Raw genomic sequence first — 21799 nt, 5'->3', positions numbered from 1 at the left:
TTTCCGACCGTTGCATTACCAGATGCCCGGATCTCCGGCAAGCAGTTCGCCGAATCGCGCGGTACCGTTCCTGACACGACTTTCACATCCCGGCCGTTGATCTCTGCAACCAAACGGACCCCCGCGCCCGTCTTCCTACCCGTGGGCGTGACGATTGGAGATGCTCGTGGGCGGTAAGGGCGGCACGGACCGCGGCAAGCGGTCCATGTGGCGAGGCGTGCCCCGGTGGGCCCGCGTGTGCACGATCCTGGGCATCGTCATGGTGGTGCTCAGCGGCTCCGTGCTGCTCGGCTCCCGCGCCCTCGTCGCCCGCTACGAGGGCTCGGTCGGCAAGGCCGACCTCTTCGGTGACCAGGCCGCCGGCGCCAACGAGAAGAAGAGCGACATCAAGGGTCCGCTCAACATCCTGCTCGTCGGCGTCGACCCGCGTACGTCGACCGCCCGGCCGCTCGCCGACTCGATCATGGTGCTGCACGTGCCCGCCAGCATGGACCGGGGTTACCTCTTCTCGCTCCCGCGCGACCTGCGGGTGGACATCCCGGCCTTCGCCAAGGCCGACTACTCCGGCGGCAACGACCGGCTCAACGCCGCCATGTCGCACGGCAGCAACGTACCGGGGCAGAATCCCAGCACCGCGCAGGGCTTCGAACTGCTCGCCAAGACCGTGCAGGACGTCACCGGCATCAAGCGCTTCGACGCCGGCGCGATCATCAACTTCAGCGGCTTCAAGAAGATCGTCGACGCCATGGGCGGCGTGGACATGTACATCGAGCGGGAGGTCCGGTCCGAACACCTCCAGCCGGACGGTACGCCCCGCCAGCTCCGGCCCGGTGGCGGCGGCTACCTCGGACCGCAGGCGGTGTACAAGAAGGGCAACGCCCACCTCGAAGGCTGGCAGGCGCTGGACTACGTCCGGCAGCGCTACCCGAAGAACGGCGTGCCGGACGGCGACTACGGCCGGCAGCGGCACCAGCAGCAGTTCGTCAAGGCCATGGTGAGCCAGGCGGTCAGTGCCGACGTGGTGACCAACCCGGTCAAGCTCGACCGGGTGCTGCGGGCCGCCGGCAAGTCGCTCGTCTTCAACGGGCGCGGCAACAGCGTGGTGGACTTCGGGCTGGCGCTGAAGGACATCCGTCCGAACGCGATCGAGACGATCAAGCTGCCCGGCGGGGCGATCGGCGCCGGCAGCGCGTACCGGGGTGAGCGGCTGCTCGAACCGGCGGAGGACTTCTTCACCGCCCTGCGCACCGAACAGCTCGATGCCTTCTTGCTGGAGCACCCCGATTTCATTCAGAAAACCAAGTAGCCTGGGCGGGTGCGGGGCCGTGGTGGTCCGGCTCTCACCACCCGCGTTGGGTGGGCCGCGGGGGCGCGACTAGACTTTCGGCAATCCGCCGCCGCAGCAAGGAGACAGCGTGGCACAGCAGCTTCACGTCGAGCTCGTAGCCGTCGAGGAGAAGGTCTGGACCGGCGAGGCCGAAATGGTCGTCGCGCGGACGACCGAGGGTGAGCTCGGTGTGTTGCCGGGGCACGCGCCGCTGCTCGGCCAGCTCGCGGAGCCCAGCCAGGTACGCATCAAGCAGGCCGGTGGCCAGCAGGTCGTCTTCGACGTGCCCGGCGGCTTCCTGTCGGTGACCAGCGAGGGCGTCACGGTGCTCGCCGAGAGCGCGACCCCCGCCACCCCGGCCCGCTGAGCAGACCCGCCGATGGAGATCGTCGAAGGGTTCGGAATCGGCGTAGCGGTAGTCGTCGTCGCCATTCTGATCCTCTTCATCCGGCGGGCCCTGTTCACACGTAGCGGTGGCACCATCCGGCTGAGCGTGCGGGTCTCCACGATCCTCGACGGTCGCGGCTGGTCACCCGGGTTCGGTCGCTTCGTCGGCGACGAACTCCGCTGGTACCGCATGTTCAGCTTCGCGCTGCGCCCCAAGCGGGTGCTCTCCCGCGAGGGGCTGGCGGTCGAGCGACGCCGGCTGCCCGAGGGCCAGGAGCGCATGTCGATGCCGGCCGAGTGGGTGATCCTGCGCTGTACCAGCCACCACGCGCCGATCGAGATCGCCATGGCGCGTTCCACGGTTACCGGATTCCTGTCCTGGCTCGAGGCCGCCCCACCCGGGGCGGTCTCGCCGCGTCTGGCCTCCCAGGACTGGCCCGCCGCCTGACCTCAGCCGCTTGATCGACTCCACTTCCCCGAAGTGGCGGCACCCCCGCACACCTTGGCCGGGCTGAATCCGGCACCCGGTTCGCCCAGTCCGGCTGCCCCCGCACGACAGCCCTCACCTCGCCATCGATCTTGGAGTTGTGGCGCCCACGATGCCCGTTTGACGAGGTATGCGAGGCACCACAACTCCAAGATCGCCGAAGCTCCCAGGAGTTCGGGACAGTTGCCGCCCCCCTAGCTCCTGATGCCCCGCGCGATCTTGCACTTAGGTGCCCCATAAATCCGGCGAATCGGGTTTTCCGAGGGCTCAAAGTGCAAGATCGCGCGTGCGGCCCGCGGACCTGCGGCGGGGCGGCCGCCTCGGGTCAGCCTCGCTCCGAGAGCGTCGATCATGAACTTGGCGGCACTTGGTGTCCGTTATGTCGCCGCTAACCTCATGATCAACTTCGTGGTGGGTGCCCGGGGAGGCTTCTTCGAAGGGTGATCAAGGGGTTTGTGTCCTTGTGGGTGCCGGAATGTGCCGCAAACTCCTTGATCGCCGGGGTGCAGAGCGAGGTGCCCGGGCTGGGCTCGGTGAGGTTTGGCGTGTGTGGGGTGGAAGTCCCGGTTCGGGGGTGGTGGGCGGCACTCTCGTGGCGGAATCGCTGGCGGGTGCGGGGCGTTGTAACCAGGTGAACGATCGAGCAACCCGGCTCGCCCCCGAGCGAGGCAGCATCCCCAAGCCGGGAATCACCTGGCCGGCCGGTCGTTGAGCCTGGTTCCGACGACGTGAGCCCCGCGCCGCCCCCCCGGCGGCGTGAGCTGGCCCGGGAATGATGCCGGGTCGACGGTCGTTGGACATGCTTCCGGCGCCGCGTAGAGGCCCCCAGCCCCGCGAGCAGCCGAGATCCCCCTTTGAGACTTTCTTGAGCGCCTGACGGTGCCCACGCACCCCCGGTCCCCCCGGGGGGTGTGTCGACCCCCGAATGGAGCCCCCATCATGAACACGATTCTGCGTAAGAGCGTTCTGGGTATTGCTGGTCTGGCTTTCACCGGTGGCGTGTTCGCCGGCCCGGTCGCCGCCCACGCGGCCGACACCACCCACGCCGTCAAGCCGGTCACCGCCACCGTGCAGGGTGACAAGCTGATCCCGCACGGCGTGCAGGGCGCCCAGTCCCGCATCGACCTCAACGACGAGCAGACCGCCAACGTCAAGGCCATCATCGCGGCGACGAAGAAGGCCGGCATGGACGAGCGTGCCGCGGTCGTGTCGATCGCTACCGCGTTGCAGGAGTCGAAGCTGGAGAACCTCGGCCACCTCGGTGACCGCAACGACCACGACTCGCAGGGCCTGTTCCAGCAGCGCCCCTCCAGCGGTTGGGGCACGGTGGAGCAGATCACCGACCCCGAGTACTCCACCACCGCGTTCCTGAAGGGCCTCAAGCAGGTCGACGGCTGGCAGGACATGCCGCTGACCAAGGCCGCCCAGACCGTCCAAGTGTCCGCCTACCCGGACCACTACGCCCAGTGGGAACAGCAGGCCGCCGACCTCGTCGCCAAGCACTGGAACAGCTAAGACGAGGTAAGACACAGCGAAAGGCCGGCACCCCGAACCAACGGGGTGCCGGCCTTTTCACGTCTCCGCTACCAGCTCGACCTCGTACCCCTGCCCGTCGGTGAGGTAGGCGGCGTAGCTGTCCGGGCCGCCCGCGTGCGGGTGCCGGTCCGGGAACAGCAGCGTCCAGCCGTACTCTCCGGCGGCAGTGACCAGCCGCTCGACGGCGGCCGGCGGGCCGGCGTGGAAGGCCATGTGGTTCAGGCCGGGCGCGCGCCTGTCGTGGGTGCGGCCGGTGAGCGCCGGTGACTGCTCCAGCACGATGTACGTCGCGCCGAGCCGCCAGGAGCGGCCGGCGGGCCAGTCCTGGTACGGCGTCCAGCCCAGCTCGCCGAGAAGCCAGCCCCACGAACGACTGGCCGCCGCCAGGTCGGGTACCCACACCTCCACGTGATGGAGGCCGCCGATGGTCAGCGCTTCCCGCCCGGAACCCATAGCACGTCGCCGTTCGGATTTGCCGTTCTTGACAGGATAAAGAGCAAATCGGAGAGCCGGTTGAGATACTTTGCCGGGAGGGGACTGGTCCGATCGGGGTCGTGTGCGACCAGCGCCCATGCCGCACGCTCGGCGCGCCGGGCGGTCGTCCGTGCCACGTGCAGCAGTGCCGCACCAGCGGTGCCGCCGGGGAGGATGAAGGAGTCGAGCTTGCTCAGGCGCGCGTTGTACTCGTCGCACCAGCCCTCGAGGCGCTCGACGTACTCCTCGGTCACCCGCAGCGGCGGGTACTTCGGGTCCGGCTCGACCGGCGTCGCCAGGTCCGCGCCGACGTCGAACATGTCGTTCTGTACGGACTCCAGCACGGCTCGCAGCTCGTCGGAGAGCTGCCCCAGGGCGAGCGCGACGCCGATCGAGGCGTTGCACTCGTCCACGTCCGCGTACGCGGCGATGCGCGGATCGGTCTTCGGCACCTGCTCGTTGTTGCTCAGCCTGGTCATGCCGGCGTCGCCGGCCTTGGTGTAGATGCGCGTGAGGTGGACGGCCATGACGCACAGCCTACGGATACCGGACCTGACCATCCCGGCCCGGCCGAGTCCGGTTGGGCCGGGGGACGCGAGCGATCCGGCGGTCAGCGACGTCGACGTCATCCGGGTACGCGGTGACGCCCGGCTCGACGGCACCGTGCACGTGGTGGGTGCGAAGAACTCCGCGCTGAAGCTGATGGCGGCGGCGCTGCTCGCGCCCGGCCGCAGCCTGATCACCAATGTGCCCCGGATCACCGACATCGCGATCATGGGCGAGGTGCTGCGGCGGCTCGGCTGTGGCGTACGTTTCGGGCCGGACGACCCGGTCGACCCGATGGTGGCCCACGGCGGTGTGGAGCGGTCCCGCTCGGTGCTCATCGACGTGCCGGAACGGCCGGGCGCGGAGGCCGACTACGACCTGGTGCGGCGGCTGCGCGCGTCGATCTGCGTGCTCGGTCCGCTGCTGGCCCGCCGGGGGTACGTGCGGGTGGCGCACCCGGGCGGCGACGCGATCGGCTCACGCGGCCTGGACATGCACATCGCCGGGCTGGCCCGGATGGGCGCGGAGATCTCCGGTGAGCACGGCTTCGTCATCGCCGAGGCCCCGGACGGGCTGCACGGCGCGGACATCGTGCTGGACTTCCCGAGCGTGGGCGCGACCGAGAACCTGGTGATGGCGGCGGTGCTGGCCCGTGGCGCCACGACTATCGACAACGCGGCCCGGGAGCCGGAGATCGTCGACATCTGCACCATGCTGAACCGGATGGGCGCCCGGATCGAGGGGGCCGGCACGTCGACGCTGCACATCGTCGGCGTACCCGGGTTGCAGCCGGTCCGGCACGCCACGGTGGGGGACCGGATCGTGGCCGGGACGTGGGCGTTCGCCGCCGCGATGACCCGCGGCGACGTGACGGTGACCGGCCTGGACCCGGCGTACCTGGAGGTCGCGCTGGACAAGCTGGTCGCGGCCGGCGGCCTGGTCGAGACCCGGGGTGACGCCTTCCGGGTACGCATGGACGACCGCCCGAAGGCGGTGGACGTGGTGACGCTGCCGTACCCGGGTTTCGCCACCGACCTGCTGCCGATGGCGATCGGGCTGGCGGCGGTCAGCGAGGGCGGCTCGCTGATCACCGAGAACATCTTCGACGGCCGGTTCATGTTCGCCAACGAGATGATGCGGCTGGGCGCGGAGATCCGTACCGACGGCCACCACGCGCTGGTGTGCGGCCGGGAGCGGCTCTCCGGCGCCCCGGTACGCGCGACGGACATCCGGGCCGGCGCCGGCCTGATCATCGCCGGGCTCTGCGCCGACGGGCTGACCGAGGTGTCGCACGTGCACCACGTCGACCGGGGCTACCCGGACTTCGTGGCGGATCTGCGGGCGCTCGGCGTCGAGGTGGAACGCGGGACCGCGCCGGAGGAACCGGACCTGGCCATCTGACAGCCGGTGCTTATCCGTCGTTAAGTAGGGTTCTGGCAGACGTTGCAGAACACGGCGAGGGAGAAGCAGATGGCGGGTCGACTCGCGGTCGTCGGTGCCGGGCTGATGGGCTCGGGCATCGCCCAGGTGGCGGCGCAGGCGGGCTGGCAGGTGACGCTGCGCGACATCGACGACGCGGCCACGAAGCGCGGTGTGGACGGCATCCGGAAGTCGCTGACGAAGTTCGCCGAGAAGGGCAAGATCGAGGCGTCCGACGTCGAGGCGACGCTGGGCCGGATCACGCCGACCACCGACCTGGAGGCCGCCGCCGACGCGGACATCGTGGTCGAGGCGGTCTTCGAGAAGATCGAGATCAAGCACGAGGTGTTCCGCGCGCTGGACAAGATCTGCAAGGCGGACGCGGTGCTGGCCACCAACACGTCGGCCATCCCGGTGACCCAGATCGCCACCGCCACCGAGCGCCCGGAGTCGGTCGTCGGCACGCACTTCTTCTCGCCGGTGCCGATGATGAAGCTCTGCGAGCTGGTACGCGGCTACAAGACCAGCGACGCGACCATGGACACGGTCAAGTCGTTCGCCGAGGAGATCGGCAAGACGGTGGTGGTGGTCAACCGGGACATCGCCGGTTTCGTCACCACCCGGCTGATCTGCGCGTTGGCGATGGAGGCGGTCAAGCTCGTCGAGGCCGGCGTGATCTCCGCCGAGGACCTGGACACCGCCTGCAAGCTGGGCTTCGGCCACGCCATGGGCCCGCTCGCCACCGTCGACCTGACCGGCGTGGACGTGCTGCTCAACGCCACCCGCAACATCTACACCGACACCGCGGACGAGAAGTTCTTCCCGCCGGAGCTGCTCCAGCGCATGGCCACCGCCGGCGACCTGGGCCGCAAGACCGGCCAGGGCTTCTACTCGTACTGACCGGCCCGTCCCGCCCCCGGCCCGAGCGGCCGGGGGCGGTTCACGTCCGGGGCGGGCTGAGCGCGGCGCCGACCAGCGCGAACGCGTCCGGGACGACTGTGCCCCAGTAGCCGAAGTTGTGCCGCCCGTCGGCCCAGGCGGCGCGTACCGGCTCCTCGGGCAGCGCCCGGGCCAGCGCACGGACATCCTTGAGGAAGTTGTCCTGCCGCCCGCACCAGAGCCCGACCGGCGTGCCGCGCAGTTTGTCCACACCGGTGAAGACCGCGTCGCCGGGGCTCACCGCGGGGGAGAAGGCCGCCGCCATCCGCAGCCATTTCGGGTACGTCTCGGCGAGCAGCAACGCGCCGAAGCCGCCCATCGACCAGCCCCACACGGCCAGCCGGCTGCTGTCGAACCCGCGCCGGGCGCACCAGGTGGGCACCTCCTCGCGCACCATCCGCTGCGGGTCGTCGTCACCGGAGGCGCGCCAGGACAGCCGCCCGCCGGTGGCGCCCGCGAGCGCGAACGGCGGGGCGCCCCGGCGTACCGCGTCGGTGAGGAAGCGGGCCAGGCCGAACCGGCCGTAGTCGCGCGGGGTGGCCGACGCGCCGTGCAGCACCAGGCATACGGGCAGGCCGCGGCCGTCGCCGTACCCGTCGGGCACCGCCGTCCAGAAGTCGACCTCGCGGCCGCGCGCGCCGGAGGCGATGCGGATCAGACGTTCGTCGCCGGCCGGGGCGTCCGGCAGGGCCGGGGCCGGTCCCGGGCGGGGGCCGGCCAGTTGCCGGGCGGCCAGACCGCCGACCACCGCGGCGCCGGCCACGCCGGCGGCGGCGCCGAGCAGGGTACGCCGGGTCAGCGTGGGTGCCATGCCGGCGAGTGTGCCACCGCCGGGCGCGTGTTAAGAAGGGGCCCTTTCTCTACCGGAGGCGTTAAGTGAGTGTTTGAGATTCCGGCTCAGGTGTGGGTTGCCTGGGCCGGTTTCGTGTGTCGGGCCAGGCGGGTGACCATGACGTGGATCATGGCCCAGGTGACGAAGGCGGCGTGGCTTGTGGGTAGGTGTTCGTAGTCGCGGACGCAGCGGCGTTTCTTGCTGATCCAGGCGAAGGTGCGTTCGACGACCCAGCGTCGGGGCAGCACGACGAAGGTGTGTTGTCCGGGGAGTTTGTGGACCAGGTGCACGGTGAGGTCGAGGGCGTGGCGGGCCCAGGTGCTCAGGGTGCCGATGTAGCCGCCGTCTGCCCAGAGCAGGCGTAGGCGGGGGTGGAACAGCCGGGTGCGCCAGAGCAGGTCACGGGCGATGGTGCGGTCGTTGACGTGCGCGCCGGTGATCATGACGGCCAGGAGCAGGCCCATGGTGTCCACGACGATGTGGCGTTTACGGCCGTTGACCTTCTTCGCGACGTCGAAACCGCGGCTGTGTCGGGGCACGGTGTCCGCGGCGCGCACCGACTGAGAATCGATCGCTCCGGCGCTGGGATGCGCGTGCCGTCCGGCGGCGGTACGGCACTGCTCCCGCAACCGGTCGTGCAGACGCATCAACGTGTGGTCATCGCGCCATCGAGCGAACCACCAGTACACCGTCCCCGGGGGCGGGAACTCCCGCGGCAGGGCCCGCCACGGACAACCGGTGCAGGCCACATACAAGATCGCCGTGACGATTGCCCGCATCGGATGCGACGGCGGCCGCCCCCGCCGACCGACCGACGCCGGCGTGACCAGCGGCGCGATCAACGCCCACTGCGCATCGGTCAGATCACTGGGATACCGCCGCCGCACCGCCCGTTCCCGTTCCCGCCGCACCCGCTGCGACGGATAACGGCGGGGCGACGCGGACGGCGTGACAGTGATCGGGTACAACGTCATCAGAAGGCCCTCGGTATGGAAACGGTTGGCTCGACACCACCGGACCTACCGAGGGCCTTCCCTCACCTCAACCCGACACGCCGCCGCACCCCAAATCTCAAACACTCACTAAAAGGGGGCCCTTCCTTACACCTCAGCCGTCGCGTTTGGTGGTCCAGCGGAACGTGGTCAGGCAGAGCACCAGGCCGATGACGCACCACGCGCCCAGCACCAGCGCGACGGTGCCCAGCTCGAACGACCCGCCCGGCTCCCGCGCGCCGAAGCTGTCCGGCAGGAACACCGAGCGCAGCCCCTGGCACATCCACTTGAGCGGGAAGATCGCCGCGACCTGCTGCATCCAGGTGGGCAGGCTGGTGAAGACGAAGAACACGCCGGAGATGAACTGGAGCACCAGCGCGACCGGGGTGACCACCGCCGAGCCGCTGCGGGCGGTACGGGCCAGCGACGAGATGGCGATGCCGCAGAGCGTGCAGGCGGTGACGCCGAGGACGGAGACCCAGGCGAACGTCAGCCACTTGGCGGTGGTCTGCGGCAGATCCAGGTCGAACATCGCCACCGAGACGGCGAGCAGCAGCACGGTCTCGGCGATGCCGATGACCACCACCATGATCACCTTGCCGGCGAACCAGACCCACTTCGGCATCGGCGTACCGCGGTAGCGCTTGAGCACGCCCCGGTCGCGCTCGATCGGGATCCAGATGCCGAGGTTCTGGAAGCTGACTGTCATCAGGCCGGTCGCGATCATGCCGGTGATGAAGTACTGCGTGTAGCTGACCCCGGGCGCGATCTCGTCGCTGAAGATCGCCGCGAAGATCAGAATCATGATGATCGGGAAGCCCATCGTGAACACGACGGACTCCCGGCTGCGCAGGAACTGGGTGATCTCCAGCCGCCCCTGGCGCAGCGCCAGCGCGCCCGCGCCGGGTCGCCGGGCCGCGGCGGCGGTGACCGGGGCCGCGGGGTTCGTCGTGGTGGTCATGAGTGTCCGATCATCCGCAGGTAGACGTCTTCCAGGGTCGGCCGGGTCACGGTGAGGCCGGGCACCTCGCCGCCGAAGCGCGCGGCCAGGTCGTACACCAGCGCCGTCGGCGTCGCGGTCTCCGCCGAGGCCAATGTCCCGTCGGGGGTACGCCAGGAGACGGTCGCCAGCGACTCCTGCCGGTTGCCCAGCCGGTTGGGCGGCGCGACCTCGATCACCCGCCCGGCGGCGATCACGCCGACCCGGTCGGCGAGCGCCTCGGCCTCGTCCAGGTAGTGGGTGGTGAGCACGATCGTGGTGCCGGCGGCGGACAGGTCCCGGATCAGCTCCCAGAACTCGCGCCGGGCCTCCGGGTCGAATCCGGTGGTCGGCTCGTCGAGGAAGAGCAGCTCGGGGCGGCCGATGATGCCCAGCGCCACGTCCAGGCGGCGCTTCTGCCCGCCGGAGAGCGTGTGCGTACGCGCCTTGGCCTTGGCGCCCAGCCCGACCCGCTCGACCACCTTGTCCGGGTCGTCGGCGCCCGGGTAGAAGCCGGAGAAGTGCCGGACCACCTCGATGACGCTGAGCTCGTCGAACTCGCCGGTGCCCTGGAGCACGATGCCGACCCGGGAGCGCCAGGCGGCGTCGGGGTGGGCGGGGTCGGCGCCGAGGACGCGCACCTCACCGGCGTCGCGCTGGCGGTAGCCCTCCAGGATCTCGACCGTTGTGGTCTTGCCGGCGCCGTTCGGGCCGAGCAGGGCGAACACCTCGCCCCGGTGGACGTCCAGGTCCACCCCGGCCACGGCGACGTTGTCGCCGTACGCCTTGCGCAGCCCTCGCACGGAAATCGCGAGCTCGTTCTCCATGCCGTCAAGTGTGCGTCGTGCGGTGGCCCGTTCCGCTGCCGGGTCAGCTATATACGCGAGGTATACACTCGGTGTAGTCTCTGCTCATGACGGTTCCCCTTACCCTGCTCGGGCTGCTCGAACGCGAACCGAGCCACGGCTACGACCTCAAGCGCGACTACGACACCTTCTTCGGGCGCGGCAAGCCGCTGCCGTACGGGCAGGTCTACTCGACGCTGAGCCGGCTGGCCCGCGACGGCAAGGTGGTGGTCGGCGACGTGGCTCCCGGCGCGGGGCCGGACCGCAAGCGTTACGTGATCACCGACCTGGGCGCCACCGAGGTGGAGCACTGGCTGACCGAGCCGGTCGAACCGGAACCGCACCTGCAGACCCTGCTGTTCACCAAGGTCGTGCTCGCGCTGATGCTCGACCGCCCGGCCGAGGAGTACCTGGACACCCAGCGCGCCGCGCACCTGCGCCGGATGCGTGAGCTGACCGAGATCAAGCGCAGCGGCGAACTCGTCGACGTGATGCTGGCCGACCACGGCCTCTACCACCTCGAGGCGGACCTGCGGTGGATCGAGACGACAGGCGCCCGGCTGGACGCCCTGAGAAAGGCGGTACGGCCATGAGCCCGATGATCGAGGCACGTGACGTCACGTACGCGTTCGGCGAGACACCCGCCCTGCGCGGCGCGAACCTCGCCGTGGCCGCCGGCGAGGTGGTCGCCGTGATGGGACCGAGCGGCTCCGGCAAGTCGACGCTGCTGCACTGCCTGGCCGGCATCCTGCGCCCCGACTCCGGCGAGGTCCGGTTCGACGGCGCCCGGATCGACACGCTCGGCGAGGCCGACCGGAGCACGCTGCGCCGCGACAGCTTCGGCTTCGTCTTCCAGTTCGGGCAGCTCGTGCCGGAACTCACCGCGGCCGAGAACGTGGCGCTGCCGCTGCTGCTGCGCGGTGTCCGCCGCACTTCGGCGCTGCGCGCCGCGCGGGGCTGGTTCGAGCGGCTCGGCCTGGCCGGCCTGGAGCACCGCCGCTCGGGCGAACTGTCCGGCGGGCAGGCCCAGCGGGTCGCGCTGGCCCGCGGCCTGGTCGCGGAGCCCCGGGTGCTGTTCGCCGACGAGCCCACCGGCGCGCTCGACTCGCTCACCGGCGAGGAGGTGATGACGCTGCTGGTGGACGCCGCCCGCGAGAAGGGCACCACAGTCGTGCTGGTGACGCACGAGGCGCGCATCGCCGCGTACGCCGACCGGGAGGTCATGGTGCGCGACGGCCGGGTCAACGCGCCCGCCAGGGTCGTCTCGTGATCGGGCTGGCGCTCCGGCTCGCCGTCGCCGGTGGCCGGGAGGCGCTGCTCCGGCTGGTCGCCATCGCCGCCGCCGTCGCGGTCGGCACCGGGCTGCTGCTCACCACGCTTGCCGGTGTGCACGCCACCGACGCCCAGCTCACCCGCTACGCGTCGATGTACCCGCAGGAGACGGCGGGCGGGTCCGCCGACCCGCTGCTGTGGTCGACCCGGTTTGACTACTTCCGGGGCGACCAGATCGTTCGCATCGACGTCGCCGCCACCGGCCCGGACGCGCCCACGCCGGTCGGCGTTCCCCGCGCGCCAGGACCCGGCGAGTTCTACGCCTCCCCGGCGCTGCGCAAGCTGCTGGCCACCACCCCCGCCGACCAGCTCGCCGACCGCTACCCGGGCCGGGACCTCGGCGAGATCGGGCCGGCGGCGCTCACCTCACCGGACACCCTGCTCGTCCTGGTCGGCGGCACCCCGGAGCAGGTGGGCGGGCTGGACCAGGTCCGCAAGGTCACCCGGCTCGACGGCAACAGCGCTCCGCTGCCCGGGGCCGCGGTCGACCTCATCCTCGGCGTGGTGGCGGGCGGACTGCTGTTCCCCGTACTCGTCTTCATCGGCACGGCGACCCGGCTCGGCGCCGCCCGCCGGGAGCAGCGGTTCGCCGCGATGCGGCTGGTCGGGGCCACGCCCCGGCAGATCTCGGCGGTCGCGGCCGTCGAGGCCGCGCTCGCGGCGGCGGCCGGCGCGGCGGCCGGCTTCGCGGTGTTCTTCGCGTTCCGCAGCCAGCTCGCTGGCATCCCGTTCACCGGCATGCCGTTCTTCCCCGGGGACATGGCCATCGGTGCGCCGGAGGCCCTCCTGGTGGCCCTCGGCGTGCCGGCGGGCGCGGCGGCCGCGGCCTGGGTCGCGCTGCGCCGGGTCCGGATCTCCCCACTCGGCGTCACCCGCCGCGTCACGCCCCGACCACCACGGGCGTACCGGCTGATCCCGCTCGCGCTCGGCCTGGCCGGGCTCGGCTTCGCCCTGGTGTACCGGCCGCCCACGTCGGACGGTCAGACCGCGCTGTTCCTGCCCGCGCTGCTGCTGGTCATGGTCGGGCTGATCACCGGCGGCCCGTGGCTGACCATGGTCGGCGCCCGGGCGATGGCCGCCCGGGCCAGCCGGCCGGCCGCGCTGATCGCCGCGCGCCGGCTCGCCGACAACCCGTCCGCCGGGTTCCGGGCGGTCAGCGGCGTGATGCTCGCGCTGTTCGTCACCACGGTCGCCGTGGGCGTGATGGGGACGATCACGTACGAGCGCGGTCCGGCGCCCCGGGGGTCGCTGGAGGCCGGCCGGCTGTCGATGGTGCTCACCGACGACCCGCCGGTGCCGGGCACGCTGCTGGCCGACCTGGCGGCGGTGCCCGGCGTCCGCAACCCGGTGCTCGTCCGGGAGAACCCGGTACGCGGTGACGGCCGCGACTCCGGGGTGATCGCCTGCGCGGACATCCCGCCCGCGTACGGGCGGTGTGCCGCCGGGGCGAGCGTCGCCGAGGTGCCGCCGGACCTGATCCCCTGGCGGGAGTCCGCCTCGGCCGACCGGATCTGGCCGTCGTCCCCGGTGGACCCGGCTGCCCTCGCGGGACTCCCGGCGGGTTCGGTGGCGGTCGAGGCGGAGGATCCGGTCGCGGTGGAGCGGGCCCGGACGGTCCTCGAAGCCGCGTTCCCGACGTTCTACGTGGCGCCGAACGTGCCCGGCGACTTCGAGGCCGACTTCGCCGACACCATGCGGGGCTGGCAGCGGCTGGCCGACCTCGTCGTGGTGGCCGGTCTCGTGCTCGCCGGGTGCAGCCTGGCCGTGGCCGTGGCGGCCGGCCTCAGCGAACGGAAGCGGCCGTTCAGCCTGCTGCGGCTCAGCGGCGCCCCGGTTCGGCTGCTGCGCCGGGTGGTGGCCCTGGAGAGCGTGGTGCCGCTGCTGACCGTCGCCGTGGTGGCGGTCGGGATGGGACTGGTCGCCGCGCACCTGTTCCTGCGCGCCCAGATGCAGTACGACCTGCGCGTACCGGGGATCGGGTTCGCCGCTGTGGTGGCCCTCGGCGTGCTGGGCTGCCTCGCGGTCATCGCGGCCACGCTGCCGCTGCTGGAACGGATCACCGGCCCGGAGACCGCCCGCAGCGAATGACCCGTACGGTGGGCCGGTGTGTGCGGCCGGCCCACCGTCGCGGGCCTGGGGTTGTGTGGTTTTCCACACTCTCTTTTACTAAACGGTAACTTAAACTCCGGCCATGGACGACGCGATGCCGGGACGGCTGCCCGAGCGGGACCGCCCGTGGGTGATGCGCACGTACGCCGGGCACTCCTCCGCCGCGGCCACCAACGCGCTCTTCCGCCGCAACCTGGCGAAGGGGCAGACCGGCCTGTCGGTCGCCTTCGACCTGCCCACCCAGACCGGGTACGACCCGGACCACGAGCTGGCCTCCGGTGAGGTGGGCCGGGTCGGCGTGCCGGTGGCGCACCTGGGCGACATGCGGGCGCTGTTCGAGGGCATCCCGCTCGCCGAGATGAACACCTCGATGACCATCAACGCCCCGGCCATGTGGCTGCTCGGCCTCTACGGCACCGTCGCCGCCGAGCAGGGCGCGGAGCTGAGCCGCTGCGCCGGCACCACGCAGAACGACATCATCAAGGAGTACCTGTCCCGGGGGACGTACATCTTCCCGCCGGCGGCGTCGCTGCGGCTGACCGCCGACATCATCGCGTACACGCTGCGCGAGATGCCCCGGTGGAACCCGGTGAACATCTGCTCGTACCACCTCCAGGAGGCCGGGGCGACGCCGGTGCAGGAGGTCGGCTTCGCGCTGGCCACCGCCGTCGCCGTGCTCGACACCGTGCGCGACTCCGGCCAGGTGCCGCCCGAGCGGATGGGCGACGTGGTCCAGCGGATCTCGTTCTTCGTCAACGCCGGGGTGCGCTTCGTCGAGGAGATCGCCAAGATGCGCGCGTTCGGCGCCCTCTGGGACGAGATCACCCGCGACCGCTACGGCGTGGCGGACCCGAAGCAGCGCCGGTTCCGCTACGGCGTCCAGGTCAACTCGCTGGGCCTGACCGAGGCGCAGCCGGAGAACAACATCCAGCGCATCGTGCTGGAGATGCTGGGCGTCACGCTGTCCCGCGACGCCCGCGCCCGGGCCGTGCAGCTGCCCGCCTGGAACGAGGCGCTGGGCCTGCCCCGCCCGTGGGACCAGCAGTGGTCGCTGCGCATGCAGCAGGTGCTGGCGTACGAGTCGGACCTGCTGGAGTACCCGGACCTGTTCGCCGGTTCGCACGTGATGACCGCGCTGGTCGACGACATCGTCTCCGGCGCCCGCGTCGAGCTGGAGAAGGTGCTGGAGATGGGCGGCGTGGTCACCGCCGTCGAGTCCGGCTACCTCAAGAGCGCGCTGGTGGCCTCGCTCGCCGAGCGCCGTCGCCGGATGGAGTCCGGTTCGGACGTGGTGGTCGGCGTCAACCGGTTCACCGAGACCGAGCCGTCGCCGCTCACCGCAGCGGGCGCCGAGGCGATCGAGCAGGTGGACCCGGCCGTCGAGGAGGCGGCCACCGACGGCGTACGCCGGTGGCGGGCCGACCGGGACGCGGCGGCTGTCGAGGCGGCGCTGGACCGGCTGCGCGCCGACGCCGCCACCACGGCGAACCTGATGCCGGCGACGCTTACCTGTGTACGGGCCGGGGTCACCACCGGCGAGTGGGCGGGCGCGCTGCGCCAGGTGTACGGCGAGTACCGCGCGCCGACCGGCCTGGCCGGGGCGGTCGGAACGGCCGGTGACGCGACCCTCGCCGGGGTGCGGGAGCGGGTCGCCGCCACCGCGCGGGAGCTGGGCAGCGGCCGGCTGCGGCTGCTGGTCGGCAAGCCGGGGCTGGACGGGCACTCCAACGGCGCCGAGCAGATCGCGGTACGCGCCCGCGACGCCGGGTTCGAGGTGGTCTACCAGGGCATCCGGCTGACCGCCGGGCAGATCGTGGCGGCCGCCGTGGAGGAGGACGTCGACCTGGTCGGGCTCTCCGTGCTGTCCGGCTCGCACCTGGCCGCCGTGCCGGCGGTGCTGGACGGGCTGCGCGCGGCCGGTCGGGGCGACCTGCCGGTGGTGGTGGGCGGGATCATCCCGGCCGCCGACGCCGAGGCGCTGCGGGCCGCCGGGGTGGCCCGGGTGTTCACGCCGAAGGACTTCGCGCTCACCGGCATCATCGACGAGCTGGTGACGGTGATCCGCGAGGCCAACGCCCTGTCGTGAAAGGAAGGGCCCCTTATTAACGCCTCCGGTAGGGAAGGGGCCCCTTCTTAACACCCGCGCGCGAGAGCGGCGCCTCCATGCGGACGGCGCCTCCGGACGGGTGGGTCAGCGGCTCTGGTAGGTCATGCAGTCGGCCATGTCCATGTCGGGACCGACGGTGATGGCCGGGGCGTGGCACTCCAGGTCGGCGTTGTGCCGGCAGTCGGCGCGCGAACACGCGCCGACCTGGGCGACCAACTGGTCGAGGCCGCCGCGCACCGGCATCTCCACGAACGTGTGGCAGTGGGCGTGGTCGCTGCTGCCGATCGTGATGGCGAACGCGTGGCAGTCGTTCGTGTGGTTGTAGGCGCAGGACCGGACGGCGCACTCCTGGACCCGGGGCATCTCCAACGACGCGGTCATCTCCCGTACCTCCTTGGGCTTCTTGCCCCGATTTTAGAGGTTTCGGGAGCCCGCGCGGGTCAGACGCGGAAGCCGGCCGCGCGGGCCGCGGCGCGTTCCCGTCGCCGCTCCCGGCGGCGGCGGAACAGCCACGGTACGAAGAACACCAGGCCGAGCAGGAACACCAGGACCAGCACCGGCAGCAGCAGCGCCACCACCGACATGACCACGCTCGTCGCGTCCTCGGCGGTGCTGGCCACCGGCGCGCCCACCCCGGCGGTGGTCGCGTTGATGACCGGCCGGGCGGCAGCCTTGAGCAGGTGCACGCCGAGCGCGATGAGCACGCCGACCACCACCGGCACCCACTGGTGCGAGGAGAAGAACGTGTCCGGGTCGCTGACGGTGACGGTCTCCGAGCCGGCGCCCGCGCCGAACGCGAGCCCGCCGGCGGTCGGCCGGACCACCGTCTGCACCACGTCGTTTACGTGGTCGACCACAGGCACCTTGTCGGCCACCACCTCGACCGCGAGCAGGACGGCGAGGATCAGCACCACCCAGCCGTTGCCGAGCCACTGCCAGCCGCTGGGCAGCTCGACCAGGTCGGTGTAGCGGGACAGCAGCCCCATCAGCAGCAGCGGGATGTAGGCGTTCAGGCCCGCCGAGGCGGCCAGACCGGAACCGGTGAGGACTTCGAGCACGATCTCAATATGGCACCGGTACGCCAGTGGCGCTCGTCGGCGTCCGCCGGGGCCTCGGCTACCCTCGGCGGGTGCGGTTGGTGATTGCGAAGTGCTCAGTGGACTACGTCGGACGGCTCTCGGCCCACCTGCCCCCGGCGACCCGGTTGCTGATGGTGAAGGCGGACGGCTCGGTGTCGATCCACGCGGACGACCGGGCCTACAAGCCGTTGAACTGGATGAGCCCGCCCTGCCGGCTGGAGGAGGCGCCAGGCGTCTGGCGGGTGGTCAACAAGGCCGGCGAGGAGCTGCGCATCACCCTGGAGGAGATCTTCCAGGACACCTCGTACGAGCTGGGCGTGGACCCGGGCCTGCGCAAGGACGGCGTCGAGGCGCACCTGCAGGAGTTGCTCGCCGCGAACCCGGAGACGCTGGGGGAGGGCTTCACGCTGGTCCGGCGCGAGTACATGACCGCGATCGGGCCGGTCGACCTGCTCTGCCGCGACGCGGTCGGCGGCGCGGTGGCGGTCGAGGTGAAGCGGCGCGGCGAGATCGACGGCGTGGAGCAGCTCACCCGCTACCTGGAGCTGATGAACCGGGACCCGCTGCTCGCGCCGGTGGCCGGTGTGTTCGCCGCGCAGGAGATCAAGCCGCAGGCCCGGGTGCTCGCCACCGACCGCGGCATCCGCTGCGTGGTGGTCGACTACGACAAGCTGCGCGGCATCGAACGCGACGAGCTGACGCTGTTCTGAGGCGCCGCCTCAGCGGCCCCGGCCGTACATCAGCTTGGCGATCTTGACGATGCGGGCGATGTCGGCCGGGGTGCGCTCGAACGTCATCGCCGGCAGCAGCGACCGGGCCCGGCGGCGGGTGACCGACTTGGGCCGGCCGAACTCGCGCAGCCCCTCCTCGCCGTGGATGCGGCCGATGCCGGACTCGCCGACGCCGCCGAACGGCAGCGTCGACATGCCGGCGAAGGTCAGCGCCGAGTTGACCGAGGCCATCCCGGAACGCAGCCGCCGCGCCACCGCCACCGCCCGCGCCCGGCCGAAGACCGAACCCCCGAGCCCGTACGGCAGCGCGTTGGCCCGCTCGACCGCCTCGTCCACGTCCCGGACGCGATTGACGACGAGCGTCGGGCCGAACGTCTCCTCCTGCACGGCGGCCGAATCCTCCGGCACGTCGACCAGCACGGTCGGGTGCACGTACGGCGGCTGGACCGCCTCCGGGCCGCCCAGCACCGCCCGGCCGCCCCGGCTGAGTGCGTCGTCGATGTGCCGGCGGATGATGTCGATCTGCGACGGCATGGTGATCGGGCCGAGGTCGGTCCCGTCGGGGCCGACAGTCAGCCGCCCGGCCTTCGCCACCACCTTCTCGACGAAGGCGTCGTAGACCTGGTCGACGGCGTAGACCCGCTCGATGCCGATGCACGTCTGGCCGGCGTTGGTCATTCCGCCCCACACGCAAGCGTCGGCGGCGGCGTCCAGGTCGGCGTCGCTGTCCACGATCATCGCGTCCTTGCCGCCGGCCTCCAGCAGCACCGGGGTGAGCGTCTCCGCGCAGGCTGCCATCACCCGCTTCGCGGTGGCGGTCGAGCCGGTGAACGCGACCTTGCCGACGCCGGAGCGGCACAGCGCCGCGCCGACCGCGCCGAAGCCGTGCACCACCTGGAACACCGGCTGCTCCGGCACCACCTCGGCGAACCTGTCGACCAGCCACTGGCCGACCGCCGGGGTGTACTCGCTCGGCTTGAAGACCACCGCGTTGCCGGCCGCGAGCGCGTACGCGGCGGAGCCGATCGGGGTGAAGACCGGGTAGTTCCACGGGCCGATCACGCCCACCACGCCGTACGGCTGGTATTCCAGGTGGCCGGAGAACTCGGCGAGGACCAGCCGGGAACGGACCCGGCGCGGCCCGAGCACCCGCTGCGCGTTGCGGGCCGCCCAGTCGATGTGCTCCAGCGCGGTGAGGATCTCCACGACGGCGTCACCGACCGGCTTGCCGCCCTCGGTGTGCATCAGGTCGGCCAGTTCCTCGATCCGCCGCGCGAGCACGCCGCGCCAGCGCTGGAGACGGTCCCGCCGGCCGGCGAAGCCGAGCCCGGCCCACCAGTCGCCGGCCGCGCGGGCGCGGTCGACCGCGGCACGCACGTCCGCCTCGGAGGCCAGCGGGAAACTGCCTGCCTCGGCGCCGGTGGCCGGGCTGGTCGACACCAGCCGACCTTCGGAGATGAGCGGGGCGCCCGGCACATGCACAGCGGTCATGGCCGAAGTCTAGACCCGAGGATTACTCGCCGGTAGGTGTCGCACGCGCCGTACGCTGCGCGGACGATCAGCCCTCGCATCGACGGAGATGCCGTCCGAAACGGCGAACGGGAGATGACCGGCCGGGGTCGCGGGGGTGACCGCGCGGTGGTGCAAGCCACTACGGTGAGGTGGCAGGCTGACGCCGCGGGGCGATGTGGGGTGGAGGTCGACTGTCCATGGAGGAGCATCCTGAGCTGATGCCGTTGCTGACGGTGTCCGGCGGGGCGATGCGGGGGCTCACGTTCCGGGTCGGCCAGGACGCGCAGGTGATCGGCCGGGCGCCGACCGCCGACATCGTGCTCGCCGATCCGCACCTGAGCCGGCGGCACGCCACCGTCCGGGCCACCCCCGAGGGGGTGCTGCTCACCGACCTCGGCTCGACCAACGGCACCTGGCTCAACGACACCCGGGTCACCGGCAGCGTGGCGATCGCCGACGGCGACGTGGTCCGGCTCGGCCGCACGGATTTGCGCCTCTACGACCCGGGCGTGGCCCGCACCGACCCGGTCGGGATGAGCTTCGGCGCGCTGCGCCGCGACCAGCGTCCCACCCTGCCGCTGCCGGTCCCGGCGCCCCGCCGGCCGATCGAGGCGCGCGAGGCGCAGCCGGCCGACGTGAGCTAGACCTCGGGCATCCGCTGAACCCGCGGGCCACTGAGTGCCGCCGATTCCCGGGCCCCGCTGACCCCTCACGCCCGCGCCGCCCCCGGCCGCGCACCCACCACCCACCACCCGCCACCTCCCCACCCCACCCCCATTCGCGGTGATCAAGGAGTTTGGGTACGGAAACGGCTCCCGCGGTGACGCAAACTCCTTGATCACCGCCGCGCCGCGCCGCGCCCCGCCGCGACCGCCGGAGGGTGGGCTGGGCGGGTTGGCGCTCCCAGGCCCGGTCGATCATGAAGTTGGCGGTGTTCTGCGTCCGATTTGTCGCCGCCAACTTCATGATCGACGCGGTGGCGGGGCGGGGGTGCGCGCCATGGTCGGGTGGGGCGGTGTGGGGGTGGGGGACATGGACCGGGGGCGGGCGGGCGTGCCAGCATGCGCGGATGCGCAGCGCACGGCTCACGGTCCAGGCCAACGGCATCACCCAGGCGGTCCGCGTGGCCGGTCCGCCGGACGGCGTACCGGTCCTGCTGGTGCACGGCAACGTCTCTTCCTCCGCCTTCTGGGAACCACTGCTCGCCCGGCTGCCGGACACGCTCCGGGTGGTCGCCCCCGACCTGCGCGGCTACGGCGAGACCGACACCGCACCCGTTGACGCCACCAGGGGGCTCGACGACTTCGCCGACGACGTGGCCGCGTTGCTGGACGTCCCGGGGCTGTTCCCGCCCGGCGCCCGGCCGGTGGTGGCCGGGCACTCGCTGGGCGGCGGCGTGGCGATGCGGCTGCTCGTCGGCCACCCCGAGCGGGTGGCCGGGCTGCTGCTGGAGGCGCCGGTGTCCCCGTACGGCTTCGGCGGCACCCGGGACCTCGACGGCAACCCCACCACGCCCGACTTCGCCGGGACCGGCGCCGGTGGCGCGAACCCGGACTTCGTGGCGCGGCTCGCCGCCGGTGACCGGAGCGCCGACGGCCCGACCAGCCCGCGGGCGGTGCTGCGCGCCGCGTACGTGGCCGACCCGGCCTCGCTGGGCGAGCACGAGGACCTGCTGCTGGACAGCATGCTGACCACCGCCACCGGGGACGAAAACTACCCGGGCACCGCGGTGGCCTCGGCGCACTGGCCGGGGACCGCCGCCGGGCCGCGCGGCGTCCTCAACGCGTTGGCCCCGGCCCACTTCCGGCTCGCCGACGAGCTGGTCGCCGTGCCGGTCAAGCCGCCGGTGACCTGGGTACGCGGAGACGCCGACGTGATCGTCTCGGACACCTCGCTGTTCGACCTGGCGTACCTCGGTCAGCTCGGCGTGGTGCCCGGCTGGCCGGGCCCGCAGGAGTGCCCGCCGCAGCCGATGGTGGGGCAGACCCGCGCGGTGCTGGACCGGTACGCGGCGGCCGGCGGGACGTACCGTGAGGTGGTGCTGCCCGGGTGCGGGCACAGTCCGCACCTGGAGCGGCCGGCGGAGTTCGTCGCCGAACTGCTGGCGCTGGCCGGGGAGAACGCCACCGGCTGAGGCGCGGTGCGTGAAATATCCCACGGCGTCTC

General features: G+C 71.9%; 22 protein-coding genes. 13 read left to right on the top strand and 9 right to left on the bottom strand.

Features of this window, described 5'->3' with window-relative positions; genetic code table 11:
• Nucleotides 1–160: 160 nt before the first annotated feature.
• From PVK74_RS15925 to PVK74_RS15910, 4 genes are all read left to right on the top strand, one after another.
• Nucleotides 161–1306, top strand: a complete 1146-nt coding sequence (locus tag PVK74_RS15925) for an LCP family protein (protein WP_210869098.1) — start codon at nucleotides 161–163, stop codon at nucleotides 1304–1306.
• A 109-nt stretch (nucleotides 1307–1415) separates the two neighbouring features.
• On the top strand, nucleotides 1416–1694 hold the full coding sequence (locus PVK74_RS15920) for a F0F1 ATP synthase subunit epsilon (protein WP_043328661.1): 279 nt from the start codon (nucleotides 1416–1418) through the stop codon (nucleotides 1692–1694).
• A gap of 12 nt (nucleotides 1695–1706) precedes the next feature.
• Complete coding sequence (locus tag PVK74_RS15915; protein WP_043328663.1) at nucleotides 1707–2162, top strand: DUF2550 domain-containing protein; 456 nt, start codon at nucleotides 1707–1709, stop codon at nucleotides 2160–2162.
• 978 nt (nucleotides 2163–3140) lie between these two features.
• Nucleotides 3141–3716, top strand: a complete 576-nt coding sequence (locus PVK74_RS15910; protein WP_274476706.1) for a hypothetical protein — start codon at nucleotides 3141–3143, stop codon at nucleotides 3714–3716.
• A 57-nt stretch (nucleotides 3717–3773) separates the two neighbouring features.
• Here PVK74_RS15910 and PVK74_RS15905 read toward each other — a convergent pair whose 3' ends face one another.
• Both PVK74_RS15905 and PVK74_RS15900 read right to left on the bottom strand, forming a co-directional pair.
• On the bottom strand, nucleotides 3774–4190 hold the full coding sequence (locus PVK74_RS15905; protein ID WP_274476705.1) for a VOC family protein: 417 nt from the start codon (nucleotides 4188–4190) through the stop codon (nucleotides 3774–3776).
• The gene (locus PVK74_RS15900; protein WP_043328669.1) at nucleotides 4166–4738 is read right to left on the bottom strand and encodes a cob(I)yrinic acid a,c-diamide adenosyltransferase; all 573 of its coding nucleotides are present in this window, start codon (nucleotides 4736–4738) and stop codon (nucleotides 4166–4168) included. Before PVK74_RS15900 ends, PVK74_RS15905 begins: the two co-directional genes overlap by 25 nt.
• Here PVK74_RS15900 and murA point away from each other — a divergent pair.
• Both murA and PVK74_RS15890 read left to right on the top strand, forming a co-directional pair.
• Nucleotides 4737–6158 (top strand): UDP-N-acetylglucosamine 1-carboxyvinyltransferase, encoded by a 1422-nt coding sequence (gene murA, locus PVK74_RS15895; RefSeq protein ID WP_064447829.1) that lies wholly within the window; start codon nucleotides 4737–4739, stop codon nucleotides 6156–6158. The genes PVK74_RS15900 and murA overlap by 2 nt on opposite strands.
• 69 nt (nucleotides 6159–6227) lie before the next feature.
• The gene (locus PVK74_RS15890; RefSeq protein ID WP_043328675.1) at nucleotides 6228–7076 is read left to right on the top strand and encodes a 3-hydroxyacyl-CoA dehydrogenase family protein; all 849 of its coding nucleotides are present in this window, start codon (nucleotides 6228–6230) and stop codon (nucleotides 7074–7076) included.
• Between the two features lie 40 nt (nucleotides 7077–7116).
• Here PVK74_RS15890 and PVK74_RS15885 read toward each other — a convergent pair whose 3' ends face one another.
• The 4 genes from PVK74_RS15885 to PVK74_RS15870 form a co-directional block, all read right to left on the bottom strand.
• Entirely contained in the window at nucleotides 7117–7926 is an 810-nt protein-coding gene (locus PVK74_RS15885) for an alpha/beta hydrolase (protein WP_274476703.1), read from the bottom strand.
• 86 nt (nucleotides 7927–8012) lie between these two features.
• Nucleotides 8013–8921, bottom strand: a complete 909-nt coding sequence (locus PVK74_RS15880; protein WP_274476701.1) for an IS5 family transposase — start codon at nucleotides 8919–8921, stop codon at nucleotides 8013–8015.
• A gap of 133 nt (nucleotides 8922–9054) precedes the next feature.
• Nucleotides 9055–9900, bottom strand: a complete 846-nt coding sequence (locus tag PVK74_RS15875; protein ID WP_043328679.1) for an ABC transporter permease — start codon at nucleotides 9898–9900, stop codon at nucleotides 9055–9057.
• Nucleotides 9897–10745, bottom strand: a complete 849-nt coding sequence (locus PVK74_RS15870; protein ID WP_043328681.1) for an ABC transporter ATP-binding protein — start codon at nucleotides 10743–10745, stop codon at nucleotides 9897–9899. The genes PVK74_RS15875 and PVK74_RS15870 overlap by 4 nt, the downstream gene beginning before the upstream one ends.
• An 86-nt stretch (nucleotides 10746–10831) precedes the next feature.
• Here PVK74_RS15870 and PVK74_RS15865 point away from each other — a divergent pair, with 86 nt between their 5' ends.
• The 4 genes from PVK74_RS15865 to PVK74_RS15850 all read left to right on the top strand — a co-directional run bounded on the left by PVK74_RS15865 (nucleotide 10832) and on the right by PVK74_RS15850 (nucleotide 16290).
• Nucleotides 10832–11356, top strand: coding sequence for a PadR family transcriptional regulator (locus tag PVK74_RS15865; RefSeq protein WP_069087235.1), 525 nt, complete (start codon nucleotides 10832–10834; stop codon nucleotides 11354–11356).
• Nucleotides 11353–12033, top strand: coding sequence for an ABC transporter ATP-binding protein (locus tag PVK74_RS15860; RefSeq protein ID WP_274476700.1), 681 nt, complete (start codon nucleotides 11353–11355; stop codon nucleotides 12031–12033). The genes PVK74_RS15865 and PVK74_RS15860 overlap by 4 nt, the downstream gene beginning before the upstream one ends.
• Nucleotides 12030–14183: an FtsX-like permease family protein gene (locus tag PVK74_RS15855; protein ID WP_274476699.1), complete on the top strand. Its 2154-nt coding sequence runs from the start codon at nucleotides 12030–12032 to the stop codon at nucleotides 14181–14183. Before PVK74_RS15860 ends, PVK74_RS15855 begins: the two co-directional genes overlap by 4 nt.
• Before the next feature lie 103 nt (nucleotides 14184–14286).
• Complete coding sequence (locus PVK74_RS15850) at nucleotides 14287–16290, top strand: protein meaA (RefSeq protein WP_069087238.1); 2004 nt, start codon at nucleotides 14287–14289, stop codon at nucleotides 16288–16290.
• 105 nt (nucleotides 16291–16395) lie between these two features.
• Here the strand turns inward: PVK74_RS15850 and PVK74_RS15845 are convergent, their stop codons facing one another.
• Both PVK74_RS15845 and PVK74_RS15840 read right to left on the bottom strand, forming a co-directional pair.
• On the bottom strand, nucleotides 16396–16692 hold the full coding sequence (locus tag PVK74_RS15845) for a DUF1540 domain-containing protein (RefSeq protein WP_043328704.1): 297 nt from the start codon (nucleotides 16690–16692) through the stop codon (nucleotides 16396–16398).
• A 59-nt stretch (nucleotides 16693–16751) separates the two neighbouring features.
• Nucleotides 16752–17369 (bottom strand): DUF4126 domain-containing protein, encoded by a 618-nt coding sequence (locus PVK74_RS15840; RefSeq protein WP_043328707.1) that lies wholly within the window; start codon nucleotides 17367–17369, stop codon nucleotides 16752–16754.
• 71 nt (nucleotides 17370–17440) lie between these two features.
• Between PVK74_RS15840 and nucS the strand changes: the two genes are divergently transcribed.
• Nucleotides 17441–18100 (top strand): endonuclease NucS, encoded by a 660-nt coding sequence (gene nucS / locus PVK74_RS15835; protein ID WP_030503891.1) that lies wholly within the window; start codon nucleotides 17441–17443, stop codon nucleotides 18098–18100.
• Between the two features lie 9 nt (nucleotides 18101–18109).
• On the opposite strand, the gene PVK74_RS15830 is transcribed toward nucS, so the two are convergent.
• On the bottom strand, nucleotides 18110–19612 hold the full coding sequence (locus PVK74_RS15830; protein WP_064447823.1) for an aldehyde dehydrogenase family protein: 1503 nt from the start codon (nucleotides 19610–19612) through the stop codon (nucleotides 18110–18112).
• Between the two features lie 218 nt (nucleotides 19613–19830).
• Between PVK74_RS15830 and PVK74_RS15825 the strand changes: the two genes are divergently transcribed.
• Both PVK74_RS15825 and PVK74_RS15820 read left to right on the top strand, forming a co-directional pair.
• Entirely contained in the window at nucleotides 19831–20277 is a 447-nt protein-coding gene (locus tag PVK74_RS15825) for an FHA domain-containing protein (protein ID WP_043328712.1), read from the top strand.
• Between the two features lie 425 nt (nucleotides 20278–20702).
• The gene (locus PVK74_RS15820; RefSeq protein ID WP_274476695.1) at nucleotides 20703–21767 is read left to right on the top strand and encodes an alpha/beta fold hydrolase; all 1065 of its coding nucleotides are present in this window, start codon (nucleotides 20703–20705) and stop codon (nucleotides 21765–21767) included.
• Nucleotides 21768–21799 lie beyond the last annotated feature (32 nt).

It is taken from the genome of Micromonospora chalcea (assembly GCF_028768405.1).
In the GTDB taxonomy this organism is placed as follows: domain Bacteria; phylum Actinomycetota; class Actinomycetes; order Mycobacteriales; family Micromonosporaceae; genus Micromonospora; species Micromonospora chalcea.
This window is presented reverse-complemented; position numbering and strand designations above follow the sequence as displayed.

Excerpts from the sequence above, each read along its gene's own strand:
- PVK74_RS15845 (WP_043328704.1), bottom strand. The coding sequence starts at position 16,692 with ATGACCGCGTCGTTGGAGATGCCCCGGGTCCAGGAGTGCGCCGTCCGG.
- PVK74_RS15880 (WP_274476701.1), bottom strand. The coding sequence starts at position 8,921 with ATGACGTTGTACCCGATCACTGTCACGCCGTCCGCGTCGCCCCGCCGT.
- PVK74_RS15905 (WP_274476705.1), bottom strand. The coding sequence starts at position 4,190 with ATGGGTTCCGGGCGGGAAGCGCTGACCATCGGCGGCCTCCATCACGTG.
- PVK74_RS15850 (WP_069087238.1), top strand. The coding sequence starts at position 14,287 with ATGGACGACGCGATGCCGGGACGGCTGCCCGAGCGGGACCGCCCGTGG.
- PVK74_RS15900 (WP_043328669.1), bottom strand. The coding sequence starts at position 4,738 with ATGGCCGTCCACCTCACGCGCATCTACACCAAGGCCGGCGACGCCGGC.
- PVK74_RS15915 (WP_043328663.1), top strand. The coding sequence starts at position 1,707 with ATGGAGATCGTCGAAGGGTTCGGAATCGGCGTAGCGGTAGTCGTCGTC.
- PVK74_RS15865 (WP_069087235.1), top strand. The coding sequence starts at position 10,832 with ATGACGGTTCCCCTTACCCTGCTCGGGCTGCTCGAACGCGAACCGAGC.
- PVK74_RS15885 (WP_274476703.1), bottom strand. The coding sequence starts at position 7,926 with ATGGCACCCACGCTGACCCGGCGTACCCTGCTCGGCGCCGCCGCCGGC.
- murA (WP_064447829.1), top strand. The coding sequence starts at position 4,737 with ATGACGCACAGCCTACGGATACCGGACCTGACCATCCCGGCCCGGCCG.
- PVK74_RS15830 (WP_064447823.1), bottom strand. The coding sequence starts at position 19,612 with ATGACCGCTGTGCATGTGCCGGGCGCCCCGCTCATCTCCGAAGGTCGG.
- PVK74_RS15825 (WP_043328712.1), top strand. The coding sequence starts at position 19,831 with ATGGAGGAGCATCCTGAGCTGATGCCGTTGCTGACGGTGTCCGGCGGG.
- PVK74_RS15925 (WP_210869098.1), top strand. The coding sequence starts at position 161 with ATGCTCGTGGGCGGTAAGGGCGGCACGGACCGCGGCAAGCGGTCCATG.
- PVK74_RS15820 (WP_274476695.1), top strand. The coding sequence starts at position 20,703 with ATGCGCAGCGCACGGCTCACGGTCCAGGCCAACGGCATCACCCAGGCG.
- PVK74_RS15890 (WP_043328675.1), top strand. The coding sequence starts at position 6,228 with ATGGCGGGTCGACTCGCGGTCGTCGGTGCCGGGCTGATGGGCTCGGGC.
- PVK74_RS15875 (WP_043328679.1), bottom strand. The coding sequence starts at position 9,900 with ATGACCACCACGACGAACCCCGCGGCCCCGGTCACCGCCGCCGCGGCC.
- PVK74_RS15860 (WP_274476700.1), top strand. The coding sequence starts at position 11,353 with ATGAGCCCGATGATCGAGGCACGTGACGTCACGTACGCGTTCGGCGAG.
- PVK74_RS15910 (WP_274476706.1), top strand. The coding sequence starts at position 3,141 with ATGAACACGATTCTGCGTAAGAGCGTTCTGGGTATTGCTGGTCTGGCT.
- PVK74_RS15870 (WP_043328681.1), bottom strand. The coding sequence starts at position 10,745 with ATGGAGAACGAGCTCGCGATTTCCGTGCGAGGGCTGCGCAAGGCGTAC.